This is a genomic window from Rhodocytophaga rosea, from assembly GCF_010119975.1.
GTDB classification, from domain to species: domain Bacteria; phylum Bacteroidota; class Bacteroidia; order Cytophagales; family 172606-1; genus Rhodocytophaga; species Rhodocytophaga rosea.
On the sequence record NZ_CP048222.1, the window covers coordinates 7276384 to 7293484 of the forward strand.

Consider the following 17101-nt stretch of genomic DNA (forward strand, 5'->3'; position numbering starts at 1 on the left):
ATGACAAAGATATTAATAACAGGCGGTGCAGGTTTTATAGCAAGTGCTTTGGCAGAAAAACTGCTGACAGATCCCAATAATTATGTGGTCATGGTAGATAACCTGCTTACCGGAAGTCTGGATAAATTACCAGCCTCAAGAGACAACTGTAAATTTATCAAATGCGATGTAAATAATTATTATGACATATCAGCTGTGATGCTGGCGCATCCTATCGATTATGTATTCCATTATGCGGCTGTAGTTGGCGTAAAGCGAACGCTTGCTAATCCGGTAATGGTCTTGCAGGATATTCAGGGGATCAAGAACATTTTAGATCTCTCGAAGAACACTGGCGTTAAACGGGTATTTTATTCTTCTTCTTCTGAAGTGTATGGAGAACCCGTTGAATTTCCGCAGGATGAACGCACCACTCCGCTTAACTCCCGCTTGCCTTATGCCGTGGTGAAAAATGTAGGAGAAGCTTTCTGTAGGTCTTATCAGCAGGAATATGGGTTGAATTATACAATCTTCCGTTTTTTTAATACCTATGGTCCTAAACAGAGTGAAGATTTTGTGATGTTGAAGTTTATCAAAGCTGCCTTGCAAAATAAAAATATTACCATCTATGGAGATGGCTTACAAACCCGCACCTTCTGCTATATCGATGATAATATAGAAGCAACGGTTGAAGCTTTTTATAATAATCTATGTATAAATGAGGTAGTTAATATTGGTAATGACATTGAAACTTCTGTTCTGGAACTTGCTAAATGTATTATTGAGGTTACAGAATCTAAATCAAATATTATTCATCTGCCTCCTCTGGAAGAAGGGGACATGACACGCCGCAGGCCAAATAATTTAATCATGAAGAAAATATTGGGGCGGGATTTACTTCCTTTAAAAACCGGTATAAAAAAGGTGCTGGAACATAAACAAATCAGAGTAGTGTAATGCAGGTTAAGAAGGCTGCATTTAATTGGCGATCATACCTGAACCCTGATAAGAAAGGATTTTGGATTGCCACCGGAATATTACTTAAAATTTTATTTTTGATTTTTTTTCTTTACCAGCATTACCTGTATTATGGACATCAGTTCTGGACGCAAGAGGGGCTAAGATTGTATGTAGAAGCCTTTGATACCATATCCTATCTGATTCCAGTAGAAAATCTGCTCTATACAGGCCAATATATTCAAATTCCTGAAGCCCCTTTTTCACAAGTAACCCGCATGCCTGGCTATGGATTATTTTACTTGTTATTTCGCCTGGTGTTTGACCAGAATACTACTAAAAATATACTGGTACTGTTGCAAGTGATTATAAGCGGTATTTCTGTATACTACCTTGCCCGGATTGGATATCTGCTGTCCAACCGTAAACAAGTATTTTATGTTGTTTTTATTCTATATGGTTTGTCAGCTTATGTGAGTATGTATGATGTATATATTCTTACAGAGAGCTTCTCAACCTGTAGTATAATCATTGCTACCTATCTGCTGGTACAACACCGAAAAAAACTGTTTCTCCAGTGGAGATATATATTAATCTCCGGAATGTTAATGGCCATATCCTGTTTTATGCGGCCTGCAGCTGTGCCTATATTAGGGATTGCAATTATATATGTATCCCTGTCTACTCCTACTTTTAGGACTAAAATTAAACTAGTTCTTGTTTTTAGTTTGCCATTTCTGGTGGCAGACGCTGCATGGATTATCAGAAATTTTACGGTTTTATCCAGGTTTATTCCTTTACAATATAATTCATGGTTGCATAAAACTGGTTATCCTCCCTATGATGTAGAGTATTATTCCTATGAATGGATTAGAGATGTAGGAGAAGATAATGTGTTTTACCAGTTTAATACTTTGGGGGCCTGGCTATATAATAATACATTTGTTGAGCCCGGCTACATACTTCCGGCACACATTTATTCTTCTGCATACAACAAGGATTCATTATATGCATTACGGGAAAAATTTTTGTTGTTCTGGAATAATCGCAGCCAGTTAATCAACACTCCGGAAGGAATCGCTCATGCCAGATTACTCAATGAAACCTTTCATTTTTATTCTTCTGCCTATGAAAAAGAGCATCTGTTTGCTTATCTTATCACCAACCGGGTTAAATTATTAGATACTTTTCTTTTTCATAGTGGCGTGAGCCAGCTACCCTTGCCTTCTTTTAGAGAGCTCGTAGAAAATTTATCTGGAACTTTACTGTTAAAAATCGGATGGAGTTTATTGTATTGGATAATACTGGTAGCTGGTTTAATGAGCATATTAACACTTATGCTTTCGTACTCGTACGAAAAATGGCTGATAGCAGGTATTATCCTATATTCATTGTTGATTTTTCCCTTTGTTATCCGGGTAGTAGAGCTTAGGTATATTTGCCTGGCTTATCCATTCCTTACAGTGGGAGCTGGTATATTCCTAGAGAGAATAATAGTTAAACTAAATAACTTCGTATTGTTCCAAAAAGTTGTCAAAAGATATGGTTACAAGAATTGATAATGAAATTTTACATGGCAAAAAAATCGCCGGGCAAGCCGAAGATGTATGGAACTGGAATAGTCCGGCCGGACGCTTGCGTGCACAGCGAAGAGCACAATATTTTATTGATATTGGAAAAATTCATAAAACTGACAAGGTCTTAGAGATAGGTTGTGGAACAGGTTTGTTTACCGGAAAAGTATATGAAGCCACAAAAGCTTCTATAACGGCTATAGATATTTCAGAAGACCTGCTAAAGATTGCCCGCAGCAGATATCCGCATGTTAATTTCAGGGTAGAAGATGCCATGAAGCTAAGTTTTGCCGACAAATCCTATGATGTTGTGTTCGGAAGTTCGGTTATCCATCACCTGAATATAGAATCTGCTTTAAAAGAGACATTCCGGGTATTAAAAAAAGGAGGCCGCATCATATTTGCAGAGCCTAACATGCTAAATCCACAGATATTCATTCAAAAAAATATTCCTTTTATAAAAAAATGGCTGGGGGATTCGCCGGATGAAACAGCGATAGTCCGCTGGAAAATGTATAAACAGTTAGCTGACATTGGATATAACCATATAAAAGTATTTCCTTACGATTTCTTACATCCCATTACCCCAAATATTCTGATTAATTCAGTTCAGTCCATAGGGAAGGTTATAGAACATATTCCGGTATTAAAAGAAATTGCCGGATCTGTCATTATTTATGCTGAAAAATAAGTATTACCTGCTAATTTGACCCAAAACCAGCGATGTAACTACTACATAATGAAAAAATACTTTTACCGGCTTTTGACTAAATATTTAAGTATATACATACGGCCTGAGAATACAGTAATAGAAATTAATCCTAAGAATGAATATCTGGGGCAATTTTTAAAAAGCAGTACGTTCAAGAAAGTATTTGTTCAACCCTTACCGGGGCAGGTAGAAAAAGAAGATAACTCACTTACAGCAGATTACATCGTACTTAATGGTAATTTACACTATGAGCGCGATATACAGTCATTCATGGAAAGAATACATTTAATGAGTGAAAGCTACAGCCGGATTTTGATCTGTTATTATAGTGCTCTCTGGCGGCCATTAATAAATTTAGCAACCAGTTTAAGAATAAGAACAGAGACTCCTGAGTATAACTGGTTTTCGCCCTCTGATCTTAAAAATTTTACCATTTTATCGGGATTTGAGATTGTGAATGAAGGACAAAGGATAATCTTTCCTGTCTACCTGCCTATAATCAGTAATTTTTTGAACAGATGGATTGCTCCACTCCCGGTCTTCAGATGGTTTACCATGGTTAATATTGCTGTTCTACGGCCTTTGCATAAATCACAGTTTTCGGATATACCTTCCGTTTCTATTATAGTGCCAGCAAGAAATGAACAAGGAAACATAAGAGAAATTGTGAAAAAACTACCTAAAATGGGAGTTAATGATGAGCTTATTTTTGTAGAAGGAAATTCTACAGATGATACCTGGAGAGAAATTCAGGCAGTGCAGCAAAAGTATGAAGGCCAGGTAGATATTAAAATTGCAAAGCAGGATGGAAAAGGGAAAGGGGATGCAGTAAGAAAAGGTTTTGATATTGCTTCGAAAGAAATTTTAATGATTTTAGACGCCGATATGACCGTTTCACCGGAAGAATTAACTAAATTCTATAAGGCGATCCGGAACAACACAGGCGAGTTTATCAACGGCAGCAGACTGGTTTATCCTATGGAACAGGAAGCGATGCGTTTTTTTAATCTGATGGGCAATAAATTCTTTGCAATAGCCTTTTCTTATGTGTTAAATCAGCCGCTCAAAGATACACTTTGTGGTACAAAAGTAATAAGCAGAAGTAACTATCAAAATATATCAAAAAACCGCAGCTATTTTGGTAACTTTGATCCTTTTGGTGATTTTGACCTTTTATTTGGAGCTTCAAGAATTGGATTGAAAATTATTGAAATTCCAATAACCTATAAAGCCCGTACCTATGGCTCAACTAATATTGATCGATGGCGTCACGGTTTTATACTACTTAAAATGTTATTATTCGCCGCCCGGAAAATTAAATTTATATGATCTTTACTGGTAGCTAATAAATTAATAAGAAATGAATAGTTATTTACATATTACCTATGTGCGGCATTACCGGCTATTATTCCAGCTCACTTTTTAATAAAGAGAATTTACAAACTATAACTTCAGAGGTGCATCACCGGGGACCTGATGCAGAAGGTTTTTTTATAGATGATATATGCGGCCTTGGTCACCGGCGCCTGAGTATTTTGGATCTGTCTGAAAATGCCAATCAACCCATGTATTCTCACGACAGAAGATATGTAATGGTTTACAATGGTGAGGTATATAACTATCAGGAGATTGCCAGGCAATTACAACTGGACCTCCAGACTTCTTCCGATTCTGAAGTAATTTTGGAAGCATTCGCAAAAAAGAGCACTGATTGTATATCATTATTTAATGGCATGTTTGCTTTCGCTATCTATGATACCCATACAAAGCAACTTTATCTGGTTAGAGACAGAATAGGAATTAAACCCTTATTTTATTATTGGGATGGGCAAAATTTTGCATTTGCCTCTGAACTAAAGTCATTGGTATGTTTGCCCCAGATAAAAAAGAATATATATCATGAAGCAATCGCCTGTTTTTTAAATGTAGGGTATATACCAGCCCCTTTTACTATTTACCAGAATATATTTAAAATGCCTGCCGCCAGTTATATACAGATATCGCAGGCGGGTTTATTTCAGCAGGTATACTGGGAATTGCATAATGTAATCCGGCCCCATTCATTGGAAGATGAAAGCCAGGCAAAATATGAATTACATAACCTGCTTAAAAGTGCTGTTAACTATCAGCTTATCAGTGATGTACCATTGGGCATTTTTCTGAGTGGAGGTGTTGACTCCAGCCTGATCACAGCTCTGGCCGTTTCACAATCTTCAGCGCCTGTTAATACTTTTTCAATCGGATTCAAAGAACAAAAATTTAATGAATCAGGCTATGCGGCAAAAGTGGCCGCACATATGGGCACAAAGCATGAAGAGTTTATTGTTTCTGTGAAGGAAGCTGAAGATCTGGTTGAAAAAATGCTTGATGTATACGACGAACCTTATGCAGATTCCTCAGCTATTCCTACGATGATGGTCTCCCGTTTGGCCAGGAAACGGGTAACCGTTGCTCTGGGTGGAGATGGGGCAGATGAATTGTTTTTTGGATATGGCATGTATCAATGGGCTAAGCGGCTGGCTATTCCTGGGATAGAATGGCTTAAAAATCCATTATCTGCCGTGCTAAAACAAGGCAAGAAGTCCAGATACCAAAAAGCTTCCCGCATGTTTGACTTTGAAAGTAAAGAGTATCTGGCTAATCATATTTTTTCTCAGGAACAAGGTTTTTTCTCCCGGAAAGAGGTAAATGAACTGTTACATATACATACAGATCCGTTCAATGATTTATTTATAAATGGCAAACCCGTCTCACGTCCGTTGAGTGCCATGGAAAATCAGTCACTGTTCGACCTAAAGTATTATTTGCCAGATGATTTACTGGTAAAAGTAGACCGTGCTTCCATGCAATACGGGCTTGAAGCCAGAGTACCCTTCCTCGACCATCGGGTAGTTGAATTTGCATTAAACTTATCGCCCGATCTGAAGTATAGAAATGGCACCAGTAAATACATTCTGCGGGAAATATTATATGAGTATATACCTGCCGGTATTTTCGCCAGACCCAAACAGGGGTTCTCTATTCCTTTACATGAATGGCTGAGGCACGATTTACAATATCTTATCCACGATTACCTGAGCGAGAAGCTTGTAAAACAATATGGAATAGTAGACTATGAAGAGGTAGATAAAATAAAAACAGCTTTTATTGCCGGAAATGATTTTGTATACAATCGCCTTTGGCTGCTGATAGTACTGCATAGATGGCTTAAAATTAATATGCATTGAAAAATGAATCGTATGTCCGATATAGCCTATCCAATGCTAGATGTAAAGCCGCAAACGAATAAAATTTATTTTAAAGGCCTTAACGGTTTGAGAGCAATTGCTGCTTTAGCAGTGATCATATCCCACATTAATATGACCTTAGGTCAGTTTGATCTGCCTGTTCTTCCTACGCTGGATCTGGCAGGATTTGGTGTTACTATATTTTTTTCTCTGAGTGGTTTTTTGATCTCATATCTGCTTCTTGCCGAAAAATCTGTTTCCGGGAGTATCAATATTCATAAATTCTATTATAGGAGAATTCTGCGTATATGGCCTTTATATTATTTCTATTTGATGATGACAGTGATTATTGCCTATGTTGCAACCCAGACTGCTGTCAACACAAATGTATTTTATTATCTGTTTTTTGTGCCTAATGTTCCTTTTGTGTTTGGGGGAAGCCTCCAATACCTGGCCCATTATTGGTCTTTGGGAGTGGAGGAGCAATTTTATTCATTCTGGCCGTGGGTTATCAGATATGCAAAAAATGTGCTTTTATTTTTAATCATCTTTATTGGAGTTTTTGTGTTACTGAAAATCGCTGCTAATCGTATCTGGGGAGGTAATTCATTGCCTTATACATTCCTGTATGTAACCCGGTTCGACTGCATGGCTATTGGAGGTATTGGTGCCTGGATACTATATGATCAGAAAAACAGTCTGCATAAACTTATTGTCAATCACCTGTCAGAAGTATTCGCATGGATCATTTTATTTTTAGTTTCTATAAACAGGTTTCATATCTTATCTATTATTGATCACGAGATTATTGCTGTAGTGACTGTAATAGTAATCTTGAATCAGTGCAGCAATAAGAAACCATTAATAAACCTGGAAAACAGTTTTTTTGACTTTGCTGGCAAAATCTCATTTGGTATGTATGTTTACCACCCGATAGTTATTTTCCTTCTCACCTTGTTATCATGGAAAGCACTTCCCGAATTATTTGTGCTAAGAATAGGATTAGTATATGCTTCAGTAATAATGTTTACAATAACTGTTTCCTATTTATCATACAGGTATCTTGAGAAGCCTGCACTTGTTCTCAAAGAAAAATTCACAGTTATTAAAAGTGTCAATAGTAAATACTTATAAACATCAGTACCCTCCAGCTACAATACTAGTTGTTCATAGAGCGAATGCATACTAAAAATATTCTATATCTTTCTTACGATGGCTTAACAGACCCCTTGGGACAATCACAGATTCTACCTTATCTCATTGGTTTAAGCCAAAAAGGATATTATGTGAGTATTATCAGCGCAGAAAAAAGGGAAAATTTTGATCTTCGTAAAGAGTTGATCAGCAAAATAGTGGAAGAAAATACAATTTCCTGGCATCCCCTGTTCTATACAAAAAAACCTCCTGTATTATCTACCCTATGGGATATTTACCGGATGCAACAGCTTGCATTACAGTTGCACAAACGCTATCATTTTAAAGTAGTGCATTGCCGGAGTTATATTTCTGCTTTGATTGGTTTACAATTAAAACGGAAAACAGGGGTAAATTTCATTTTTGATATGCGGGGTTTCTGGGCAGATGAAAGGGTAGAAGGAGGGTTATGGAAACTCTCTAATCCGGTTTTTAAATCCATCTATACCTATTTTAAAAATAAAGAAAAACAATTTTTGCGGGAAGCAGATTATACCATCAGTCTAACTCATCAGGCCAAACAAATTATTCATGGCTGGCCAGGATTATCAAATATTCCTATTCAGGTAATTCCGTGTTGTGTAGATACAGAAGTTTTTCGCATCCCTCCCAAAAACTCCCAAGGTTCTTCCCATGAGACAGCAACATTTACAATCTCTTATCTGGGTTCCCTGGGTACCTGGTATATGCTGGAGGAAATGCTTCAGTTTTTTAAACGCCTGCTTTTGCATAAACCCCAGGCACAATTCCTGTTTATTACCCCTGATAACCCGCAGTTTATTTTACAAAGTGCTGCAGATTTAGCTATACCTGCCGAAAAAATTATTATCCGGAAAGCGGAGCGCAAAGAGGTGCCTGCACTTCTGGCTAGCAGTAAAATTTCCATTTTTTTTATTAAACCTTCGTTTTCAAAGCAAGCTTCATCGCCAACCAAAATGGGCGAAATTTTGAGCATGGGCATTCCGGTGATTTGTAATGCAGGAGTAGGGGATACAGACTATTTGTTTGAAACCTATAAAACCGGCATTCTGGTAAAAGAATTAAATCCTGCCGGGTATGACCTTGCTATTTCTGAAATAGAAGATGCCCTGAACATTCCGCCAGAACAGCTTCGGGCAACTGCTACTACCTATTTTGACTTACAAAAAGGAGTATATTTGTACAAACAAGTGTATGATCAATTATTTTATTAAATGAAATATTATTTTGAAGAAATCACTTCGTGTAATATGTGTGGGGCCAGTATAAATGATGCCCAGGTGCTAGGCAGGAGAATGAATCAATCTCAGGGGAAAAGGCCTACTAACAAAATGGGTATTTCTACAACTGTTATGAAATGTAAAAAGTGTGATTTGATTTTTGCTAATCCACTTCCTATTCCTGCAAACATTGAACAGCATTATGGGATTCCACCTGAAAGCTATTGGTCTGCTGAATATTTTAAGATTCGCGATGATTATTTTATTAAGCAGATTCAAACTTTTTCTGACCTGTATGGCAGGACAAATGATTTACGCGCACTTGATATTGGCGCAGGTATAGGAAAGTGTATGATCGCTTTAGAAAATTCAGGATTTGAGGTCTGGGGCCTTGAGCCATCTAATCCTTTTTATGAAAAAGCATTGCAAACAATGAAAATCGAACCCTCCAAATTACAGTTATCTACAATAGAAAATGCAGTATATGAGAAAGAAAGTTTTGACTTTATTACTTTTGGAGCTGTTTTGGAACACTTGTACAATCCTTCAGAAGCTATTCAGAAAGCAGCTTACTGGCTCAAGCCCAAAGGGTTTATTCATATTGAGGTTCCTTCCTCCAATTGGCTAATAAGCAGAATAGCAAATTTTGTCTATAAACTACAAGGCCTGGATTATGTAACCAATATCAGCCCTATGCACAGCCCTTTTCATTTATATGAATTTGGATTAAAATCATTTAAAGAAAATGCTAAAAAACATCATTACAGTATAGCTCATTATTCCTATGAAGTGTGTACAACCTATCTGCCTAAATCGTTAAATAAAATCTTTGTGCCGTATATGCGGGCTACCAACACAGGAATGCAATTAGAGATATGGTTGACAAAAAACTGACAACAATACTATTTCTGTTTCCTTATCCGCATGGCACTGCAGCATCCCAGCGTTTCCGGTTTGAACAATACCTGCCTCTCCTGAAAGAGTCGAATATTACCTATACATTAGCTTCCTTTCTGGATGAAAAAACCTGGCATATCTTATATAAAAAAGGCCATTTATTAAGTAAAGCAGCAGGAATCATCAAGGGCTTTCTCCGCAGAATATTTTTACTGTTTTCAGTATCTGCTTATGATTTCGTGTTCATTCACCGGGAAGCAAGTCCTATTGGCCCCCGGTATTTGAGTGGATCATTGCTAAGGTTTTCGGCAAAAAAATAATTTTTGATTTTGATGATGCCATCTGGCTTCCCAATACTTCTGCACACAACCGCATCGCCGCCTTTGCAAAGTGGCATTCTAAAACAGCAGCTATTTGCAGGTGGGCGTATAAAATTAGTGCTGGCAATACCTACTTAGCTGATTATGCCCGTCAATTCAATACAAAGGTTGTTATTAATCCTACCACCATTGATACTCGTCATTTACATAACCAGATAAAAAATCAACTCACGCCTGAATTTGTAATCGGCTGGACAGGCACACATTCCACCATTCATTATCTGAGTAATCTGGTTCCCCTTTTAAAGGAACTTGAGAGGGAGTATACATTTACGTTTCTGGTAATTTCAGATAAAGCGCCTGAATTTACACTTAAGTCTTTACTCTTTCTGCCGTGGACTAAATTAACTGAAAGAGAAGATCTGCTTAGAATGAATATTGGCTTAATGCCACTTACAGATGATCTCTGGGCAAGAGGAAAATGTGGCTTTAAAGCTTTGCAATACATGGCCCTTGGAATTCCCGCCCTGGTATCGCCAGTTGGGGTAAATACTCAGATCATAGAAAACGGCAAAAACGGATTTATCTGTTCTACCCCTGAAGAGTGGAAGGAAGCGATTATACGCTTGCGGAAAGATGTAGAATTACGAGCCAAAATGGGCATAGAAGCGAGAAAAAAAATAGAAGATACCTATTCAGTTCAGGCAAACCGCTTTACCTTCTTAAATCTTTTTTTAACTGCCTGACTCCGGATAATATACAGTGCGCACAGGAAAAAAGGCATCATGGGTATTTTATAACGGACCAGGGTACCGAAATTATAACTGGAAACACCCACAGCAAAAGCAAAGGTAATAGAGAAAATAAAGCTGAATAGCAGAATAGGCTGGTTATTGAGTTTAATCAGCAAATCTTTTGGCTTAAATTCCCGGAACATCATGATCGTCATGAATATAAAAAATGCGGATTCAAGCGCAGAGAGCAGCATTACCGGATTACGCACCTCCCATAAGAAAGGTCTGTATAGCGAGACTACTATTGCTTGAGGAAACTTGGATAACATGCCTGTAAAAGTGCCATCAAACTCGCCTAAAGAGTATACGGAACCTCCTTGTAACACACCCATTTGTGTGATCCATTGCGCAGTGACCTGGGTTGTTGCAGCTAAATTTTCAAGTTTGTACCGTTCATTATCTTCTGTAATTTTAATAATCGCCTGGTATCCAAGTGGAACTGATAACACAATGGTGACAGGTAATGCAAAAAATTGCAATGCCCGCGACCTGATACGTGCCCTGTATTCAAGAAATATCCAGAAAAAGGCAGCTGGCAGAAAACAAAGCAGAATATATACTTTAATAGACTTGATAAACCATAAACTGAGAATTAATAGAATGAGATTTCTGGCTATATTTTTCCTTTCAATCAGCCCAAAATAAAATCCGTAAAAAGCCCAGCCCAATGCTCCTATGGTGATCGTATCTTTCAGCAACCCAGAGCCCCAGAAAAATACAGAAGGCATAAATAAAATGGCAATGGCAAACTCCTTGTGCAAAGCAGGATATAAGCGGTAGAATACCTGGTATAAACACCAAATGCCTGTGAAACTGATTACTGCAAAGAATATAGCAATGAGGGTATAGGTGTTGAAGGTAAAAAATCCTATGAAGCCAGCTAAGCGGACTACCTGAAAGGAATAAGGATCTACATAGAAATAAATCCGTTTGGTATAATCATAAATATCAGGGTTGTAGCTACTGTCTGAAAATATGATTTGAAAACCAGTAAGCGGAGAATCGACAAAGGCTTCCCAGATTACTTTTGTATCATTAAAATAGTTGAATGTATCGCCTCCGCCATAGTAGAACTGGTAAATAAGGCCTACGAAAATGGCTCCGATTACTTTAACTGTGAAAGCTGGCAGGAAGTATTTTCTGGTAACATGATCACATACTTTGCGCCGGAATACAAGCACCGCAATGAAAATAAAAGGCAGATAGATAGGCGTAAGCAGCAGGTCTTTTAATTCCATGTGGCAATGGTATAAATCCTTATCCTTAGCAAATGGATAGAATTCAAATTTAAGTAATTTATAGGAATAATATCAGCTTTTAGCTTAACTCCTGGCACTTTAGGGTGAAACATAAAGATATAAAAAGTCAGATTGTATATTTAAGGAATGCAACTCTAACTTTTATACAGTTAAGAACCTGCCCATCCTTCCCGGTCTAAGCTGCGGTATTGAATAGCTTCAGCCAGATGTTCAATTTTAATTTCATTGCTGCCGGCAAGGTCTGCAATAGTCCGGGAGACTTTCAGAATACGGTCATAGGCTCTGGCAGATAAACCAAGTCGTTCCATAGCAGTTTTAAGCAGTGCTTTCCCGGCATCATTGATGGCACAAATTTCTTTCACCATCTGCGGAGGCATCATTGCATTGGAATAAATACTGGGTTGTTTAGAGAACCTTGCTGTCTGAATTTCTCTTGCTTTAATTACCCGCTCCCTGATTTGAGTACTGCTTTCCGCCTTGCGGTTGGCGGTCATTTCATCGAAAGAAACAGGCGTTACTTCCACATGCAGGTCAATGCGGTCTAATAAGGGACCACTGATTTTGTTTAAATAGCGTTGTACAACACCTGGCCCACAAACACATTCTTTTTCCGGATGGTTATAATAGCCACAGGGACAAGGATTCATGCTGGCAATGAGCATAAAGTTGGAAGGAAATTCGACAGAGATCTTTGCCCTGGAAATTACTACTTTTCTTTCTTCCAGGGGCTGCCGCATCACTTCTAAAGCCGTTCTTTTAAATTCAGGTAGTTCATCCAGAAAGAGTACCCCATTATGTGCCAGTGAAATCTCTCCAGGCTGTGGAATGCCACCTCCTCCTACCAAGGCTACATCGCTGATCGTATGATGGGGTGAACGGTAGGGCCGGGTAGAAATCAGTGCAGAGGCTTTTCCTAATTTGCCGGCTACTGAATGAATTTTTGTAGTTTCCAGTGCTTCATGCAAAGTGAGCGGAGGCAAAATGGAAGACAAACGTTTGGCGAGCATCGTTTTTCCAGCGCCAGGAGGGCCTATCATAATTACATTGTGTCCACCGGCAGCAGCGATTTCTAAAGCTCTTTTAATATTTTCTTGTCCTTGTACATCGGCAAAATCAGCCTCATACTCGTTTTGCGTATTGAAAAACAGATTTCTGGTATCTGTAGATAAGGGTTTGATATCTAATTTTCCTTCAAAAAAATCAATCGCCTCTTTCAGCGTATCTACTCCAATCACATCTAAATTATTGACAATAGCTGCTTCAGGAGCATTTTCTTTAGGGAGTACAAATCCCTTGAATTGCTTTTTACGGGCTTCAATGGCAATAGGCAATACACCTTTAATAGGGCGAAGTTTTCCATCCAGTGATAATTCTCCCATAATCAGGTATTTTTCTAATAAAGTTGTATTGAGCTGCTCGGATGCCGATAACATGCATAAAGCAATGGGCAGATCATAGGATGAACCTTCTTTGCGGATATCTGCTGGGGCTAAGTTTACTACTACTTTTTGCCGGGGCATCCGGTAACTATATTGTTTAATGGCAGATTCTACTCTTTGCTCGCTTTCTTTTACAGCGCTGTCTGGCAATCCCACCATAAAAAACTTAGTCCCCTGGCTCACATTTACTTCTACTGTAATCATGTAAGCATTTACACCATGTACTGCACTGCCGAATGTTTTGGATAACATAATTAATATTTTTAACGACAGGCAAAATACAAAACAGGGCAGGGATATATTTAAATTTTTTGTTGTCAAAAATACCAAGTAATATTGTTAAGATAATACATGCTTTTTAAAGAATGCTCTCCAACAAAGCTAAATATGCCTTGAAGGCACTTTTTGTACTGGCTGAAAACAAAGATCGTAGTTCGATGATGATTAGTGAGATAGCTGCCAAGGAAGCCATCCCTAAAAAATTTCTGGAAGCCATTCTGCTTGATCTGAAAAATCATGGTATTTTATACAGCAAACGGGGTAAAACCGGGGGATATCTGTTACTGAAAGATCCGGAGCAGATTACATTTGGGCAAGTTATCCGGATCATTGATGGACCCCTGGCACAAGTGCCCTGTGCAAGCCAGAATGCCTATGTGCCATGCCAGGAATGTAAAGATGTAGCCTCCTGCTCTATCCGGATTGTGATGCGCCAGGTACGAGATGCAACAGCTTCCATTTTAGATAATACTACGCTGGCTGATGTAATCGGACAGAGAACGGAACTGCTCAATTAATTTCTCTGATAGAATGGAATTCTTTATTTTTGTATTCCAGGAGAAGTACTGTTTTGAATCATTTTATACATGAATTTACGGCAGATGTTTATTTGAAAAAAATATTACAAGCACATGGCAAATCCCTTAATAAATCAATTGGCTACCATCCGTGACAAGGTGAATAATCTGTACATTGATGATGAAAAGGCCAAAGAATTTGAAAGCTTAATCGGCCAGACTATTGAAATCATACAAAAGATTAATAATCCTAATGATGATTTTTTTGAAAGCCGCCGCAGAACAGCCTTGAACGACCTGGAACATGACCTTGGCCGGTATAGTGACCGGTACTGGCAAAGTACGGCTAAAACTGATAAAATATCTGAATTTAGCCGTGCCCGAAACAATGTGAACACTGCCATCAATGGAATCCTTTCTTCTTTTAAAAACTACCGATAGATCAGTCTAAAGTTAGTAGATTAGGAATTTTTTTTGCTCCGGAATTATTGTTTTTCTTCCAATTGTAAGTCTTCCATTCCAAGAATCAGGTATCAAAACATCTAGTTATTGAATACCTGATTCTAATGGTATTTCGTTATATATTCCTCTGTTGGCCTCTTCCACAACGCATACCACCCTTATAAAAAAAAGGCTTATTGTCCTTTCTTTTTCTGTGAGCATTCTGCTGATGCTCCTGAAATTTATTGCCTACTATCTCACTGGCTCAAATGCCGTTCTGACAGATGCTCTGGAATCTATTATCAATGTAATGGCCAGTGGATTTGCTTTTTACAGCATTTATTTATCAGCGCAGCCTAAAGATAATAATCATCCGTATGGCCATGGAAAAATAGAATATTTTTCGGCCGGTTTTGAAGGGGCATTGATCTTTCTGGCCGGTTTGTTTATTATTTACCAGGCTTTACAAAACCTGGTTACTCCGCAGCCTATCCGCGATTTACCTCTCGGTATGGTAATCATTGCTATTACTGGTATCGTAAATGGCGTTCTTGGATATTATTTGAAAACTAAGGGAAATAACCTGCATTCAATTACGCTGGTGGCAGATGGTAAACACTTATTAGTAGATAGTATGAGCAGTCTGATATTAGCAGCCGGTATCGCCCTGATTTACTATACAAATCTTGTTGTTATTGATAGCCTGTTATCTTTATCCTTTGCTTTCCTCATTCTATATAACGGATATAAACTGATCCGCAGGTCGGTAGCTGGGTTGATGGACGAGGCTGATGCAGAAACTTTATCAGAGTTAGCCCGGGTATTGAATGAAAACAAAAATCAGAACTGGATAGATATTCATAATCTGCGTGTGCAGAAATATGGCGCTGACCTGCATATTGATTGCCACCTGACGTTGCCTTATTACCTTGATCTTAAAAAGGTTCATGATGAAGTGCATCAGTTGGAAGATGTAGTAAAAGCACAATTTGCCGGAAATGTAGAAGTTTTTGTGCATGTTGATCCCTGTCTGCCGGAAGATTGCTGCCATTATTGTCCGGTTGCCACATGCCCGGTGAGGAGAGCTGCCTTTTCCAAAAATATTCCATGGACAATCAAAAATCTTTCCCAGAACCAGAAACATTTTGTGGATGAAAAATTAAATAAAGCGACTTCCTCCATCCATGGAAATAGTTAAGATAGATTCCATCAATGAGATAGGAAGCTATTGAAGTTCATTTTCTTCCAGACTCGGTAACGGGTCAAGGCTTTCCCCTTCAAATAGTGTATCAGCTTCATAGGCTTCTAAACCTTTTTCGGTGAGATACCGTGCAAAAGCAGATTTATAGCCATGCGTAACATATACCCGCTGGGCGCCTGTAGCTTCTATAGCAGCGTTAAGTCCATTCCAGTCAGCATGATCAGATAATACAAATCCACGGTCCAGTGCTTTCCGGCGTTTGGCACCTCTTAAGGTCATCCAGCCAGAGGCAGAAGCAGTGGCATAGGGAGCAAATTTCCTGATCCAGGGAGTAGCCATTGCTGAGGGTGGCGCCAGTACCAATCCACCTCTGTAAGTTTGATTTGGAATTTCCTTGCTCACTCTTATTACTTCCGGAAGCAAAATCCCATCCTGACGCAGCGCTTCATTGGTATGCCAGATGGCTCCATGCACAAATATCTTTCCCAGACTGGTATCCAGATTCTGCAAAATGCGCTGTGCTTTTCCCAGGGAATATCCAAACACGATACTTACTTTATCTGCATTCTGGTTGTCTTTCCACCACTGGTTGATTTCATCGAAAATTTCGGATTGAGGTTTCCACTGATATACTGGCAAGCCAAAAGTAGATTCGGATATAAAAGTATGGCAACGGACAGGTTCAAAGGACTGGCTTAACAAATCAGGTTCAGTTTTATAATCTCCGGAAGCAACCCAGATTTCTCCCTGGTATTCAAGCCGGATTTGTGAAGATCCAACAATATGCCCTGCCGGATGAAAAGAAATTTTTACGCCATTGATGTGAATAGGCACGTTATACTCAATGGTTTGTAAGTTAATATGTTCGCCTAGCCGGAGCCGGAGTACATGTTCTGAAGTAACATGAGCCAGATAATATTTATTTCCCCTGCGGGCATGGTCGCCATGGGCATGGGTAATGATCGCTTTGTCTACAGGTTGCCATGGATCAATGTACATACCGGCTTGCGGACAATACATGCCCTGGGGTGTAAACTCAATTAGGCTCATAATAGAATTTTAGCGGTTGTTTCCCTTTTAAATTATCAGAAAGAAGCCGAAAAGCGTATTT

16 protein-coding genes are annotated in these 17101 nt (G+C 38.6%); 13 read left to right on the plus strand and 3 right to left on the minus strand.

Features of this window, described 5'->3' with window-relative positions; translation table 11 throughout:
- From GXP67_RS29875 to GXP67_RS37565, 10 genes are all read left to right on the plus strand, one after another.
- Entirely contained in the window at window positions 1-936 is a 936-nt protein-coding gene (locus GXP67_RS29875; RefSeq protein WP_162446529.1) for an NAD-dependent epimerase/dehydratase family protein, read from the plus strand.
- 98 nt (window positions 937-1034) lie between these two features.
- Window positions 1035-2495, plus strand: a complete 1461-nt coding sequence (locus GXP67_RS29880; protein WP_162446530.1) for a hypothetical protein — start codon at window positions 1035-1037, stop codon at window positions 2493-2495.
- Window positions 2479-3201: a class I SAM-dependent methyltransferase gene (locus GXP67_RS29885; RefSeq protein ID WP_162446531.1), complete on the plus strand. Its 723-nt coding sequence runs from the start codon at window positions 2479-2481 to the stop codon at window positions 3199-3201. Before GXP67_RS29880 ends, GXP67_RS29885 begins: the two co-directional genes overlap by 17 nt.
- Window positions 3202-3249: 48 nt before the next feature.
- On the plus strand, window positions 3250-4551 hold the full coding sequence (locus tag GXP67_RS29890) for a glycosyltransferase family 2 protein (RefSeq protein WP_162446532.1): 1302 nt from the start codon (window positions 3250-3252) through the stop codon (window positions 4549-4551).
- A gap of 56 nt (window positions 4552-4607) precedes the next feature.
- Complete coding sequence (asnB, locus tag GXP67_RS29895; protein WP_162446533.1) at window positions 4608-6449, plus strand: asparagine synthase (glutamine-hydrolyzing); 1842 nt, start codon at window positions 4608-4610, stop codon at window positions 6447-6449.
- Window positions 6450-6452: 3 nt separating this feature from the next.
- Entirely contained in the window at window positions 6453-7583 is a 1131-nt protein-coding gene (locus GXP67_RS29900) for an acyltransferase family protein (protein WP_162446534.1), read from the plus strand.
- Between the two features lie 44 nt (window positions 7584-7627).
- The gene (locus GXP67_RS29905) at window positions 7628-8836 is read left to right on the plus strand and encodes a glycosyltransferase (RefSeq protein WP_162446535.1); all 1209 of its coding nucleotides are present in this window, start codon (window positions 7628-7630) and stop codon (window positions 8834-8836) included.
- Between the two features lie 117 nt (window positions 8837-8953).
- Window positions 8954-9736 carry a class I SAM-dependent methyltransferase gene (locus tag GXP67_RS29910; protein WP_162446536.1) on the plus strand — a complete coding sequence of 261 codons (783 nt, stop codon included), beginning with the start codon at window positions 8954-8956 and terminating at the stop codon, window positions 9734-9736.
- Window positions 9718-10059, plus strand: coding sequence for a hypothetical protein (locus GXP67_RS37560; RefSeq protein WP_232064674.1), 342 nt, complete (start codon window positions 9718-9720; stop codon window positions 10057-10059). The genes GXP67_RS29910 and GXP67_RS37560 overlap by 19 nt, the downstream gene beginning before the upstream one ends.
- Window positions 10060-10349: 290 nt before the next feature.
- Window positions 10350-10805 (plus strand): glycosyltransferase, encoded by a 456-nt coding sequence (locus tag GXP67_RS37565; RefSeq protein ID WP_232065306.1) that lies wholly within the window; start codon window positions 10350-10352, stop codon window positions 10803-10805.
- Here GXP67_RS37565 and GXP67_RS29920 read toward each other — a convergent pair.
- Both GXP67_RS29920 and GXP67_RS29925 read right to left on the minus strand, forming a co-directional pair.
- Window positions 10760-12091, minus strand: a complete 1332-nt coding sequence (locus tag GXP67_RS29920; protein ID WP_162446537.1) for a hypothetical protein — start codon at window positions 12089-12091, stop codon at window positions 10760-10762. The genes GXP67_RS37565 and GXP67_RS29920 overlap by 46 nt on opposite strands.
- A 170-nt stretch (window positions 12092-12261) precedes the next feature.
- Window positions 12262-13803, minus strand: a complete 1542-nt coding sequence (locus GXP67_RS29925) for a YifB family Mg chelatase-like AAA ATPase (RefSeq protein WP_162446538.1) — start codon at window positions 13801-13803, stop codon at window positions 12262-12264.
- 113 nt (window positions 13804-13916) lie between these two features.
- On the opposite strand from GXP67_RS29925, the gene GXP67_RS29930 reads away from it, so the two are divergent.
- From GXP67_RS29930 to GXP67_RS29940, 3 genes are all read left to right on the plus strand, one after another.
- Window positions 13917-14348: an RrF2 family transcriptional regulator gene (locus GXP67_RS29930; RefSeq protein ID WP_162446539.1), complete on the plus strand. Its 432-nt coding sequence runs from the start codon at window positions 13917-13919 to the stop codon at window positions 14346-14348.
- Between the two features lie 114 nt (window positions 14349-14462).
- Window positions 14463-14789 (plus strand): hypothetical protein, encoded by a 327-nt coding sequence (locus GXP67_RS29935; protein WP_162446540.1) that lies wholly within the window; start codon window positions 14463-14465, stop codon window positions 14787-14789.
- Between the two features lie 214 nt (window positions 14790-15003).
- Entirely contained in the window at window positions 15004-15987 is a 984-nt protein-coding gene (locus tag GXP67_RS29940) for a cation diffusion facilitator family transporter (protein WP_232064676.1), read from the plus strand.
- Between the two features lie 27 nt (window positions 15988-16014).
- Here the strand turns inward: GXP67_RS29940 and GXP67_RS29945 are convergent, their stop codons facing one another.
- Window positions 16015-17040 carry a ligase-associated DNA damage response exonuclease gene (locus GXP67_RS29945; RefSeq protein ID WP_162446541.1) on the minus strand — a complete coding sequence of 342 codons (1026 nt, stop codon included), beginning with the start codon at window positions 17038-17040 and terminating at the stop codon, window positions 16015-16017.
- Window positions 17041-17101: the final 61 nt, after the last annotated feature.

What these genes read in the sequence shown, in the direction of transcription:
- asnB (WP_162446533.1), top strand. Translation starts at nt 4,608, where the DNA reads ATGTGCGGCATTACCGGCTATTATTCCAGCTCACTTTTTAATAAAGAG.
- GXP67_RS29910 (WP_162446536.1), top strand. Translation starts at nt 8,954, where the DNA reads ATGGGTATTTCTACAACTGTTATGAAATGTAAAAAGTGTGATTTGATT.
- GXP67_RS29925 (WP_162446538.1), bottom strand. Translation starts at nt 13,803, where the DNA reads ATGTTATCCAAAACATTCGGCAGTGCAGTACATGGTGTAAATGCTTAC.
- GXP67_RS37560 (WP_232064674.1), top strand. Translation starts at nt 9,718, where the DNA reads ATGGTTGACAAAAAACTGACAACAATACTATTTCTGTTTCCTTATCCG.
- GXP67_RS29875 (WP_162446529.1), top strand. Translation starts at nt 1, where the DNA reads ATGACAAAGATATTAATAACAGGCGGTGCAGGTTTTATAGCAAGTGCT.
- GXP67_RS29945 (WP_162446541.1), bottom strand. Translation starts at nt 17,040, where the DNA reads ATGAGCCTAATTGAGTTTACACCCCAGGGCATGTATTGTCCGCAAGCC.
- GXP67_RS29885 (WP_162446531.1), top strand. Translation starts at nt 2,479, where the DNA reads ATGGTTACAAGAATTGATAATGAAATTTTACATGGCAAAAAAATCGCC.
- GXP67_RS29890 (WP_162446532.1), top strand. Translation starts at nt 3,250, where the DNA reads ATGAAAAAATACTTTTACCGGCTTTTGACTAAATATTTAAGTATATAC.
- GXP67_RS29900 (WP_162446534.1), top strand. Translation starts at nt 6,453, where the DNA reads ATGAATCGTATGTCCGATATAGCCTATCCAATGCTAGATGTAAAGCCG.
- GXP67_RS29935 (WP_162446540.1), top strand. Translation starts at nt 14,463, where the DNA reads ATGGCAAATCCCTTAATAAATCAATTGGCTACCATCCGTGACAAGGTG.
- GXP67_RS29920 (WP_162446537.1), bottom strand. Translation starts at nt 12,091, where the DNA reads ATGGAATTAAAAGACCTGCTGCTTACGCCTATCTATCTGCCTTTTATT.
- GXP67_RS29930 (WP_162446539.1), top strand. Translation starts at nt 13,917, where the DNA reads ATGCTCTCCAACAAAGCTAAATATGCCTTGAAGGCACTTTTTGTACTG.
- GXP67_RS29905 (WP_162446535.1), top strand. Translation starts at nt 7,628, where the DNA reads ATGCATACTAAAAATATTCTATATCTTTCTTACGATGGCTTAACAGAC.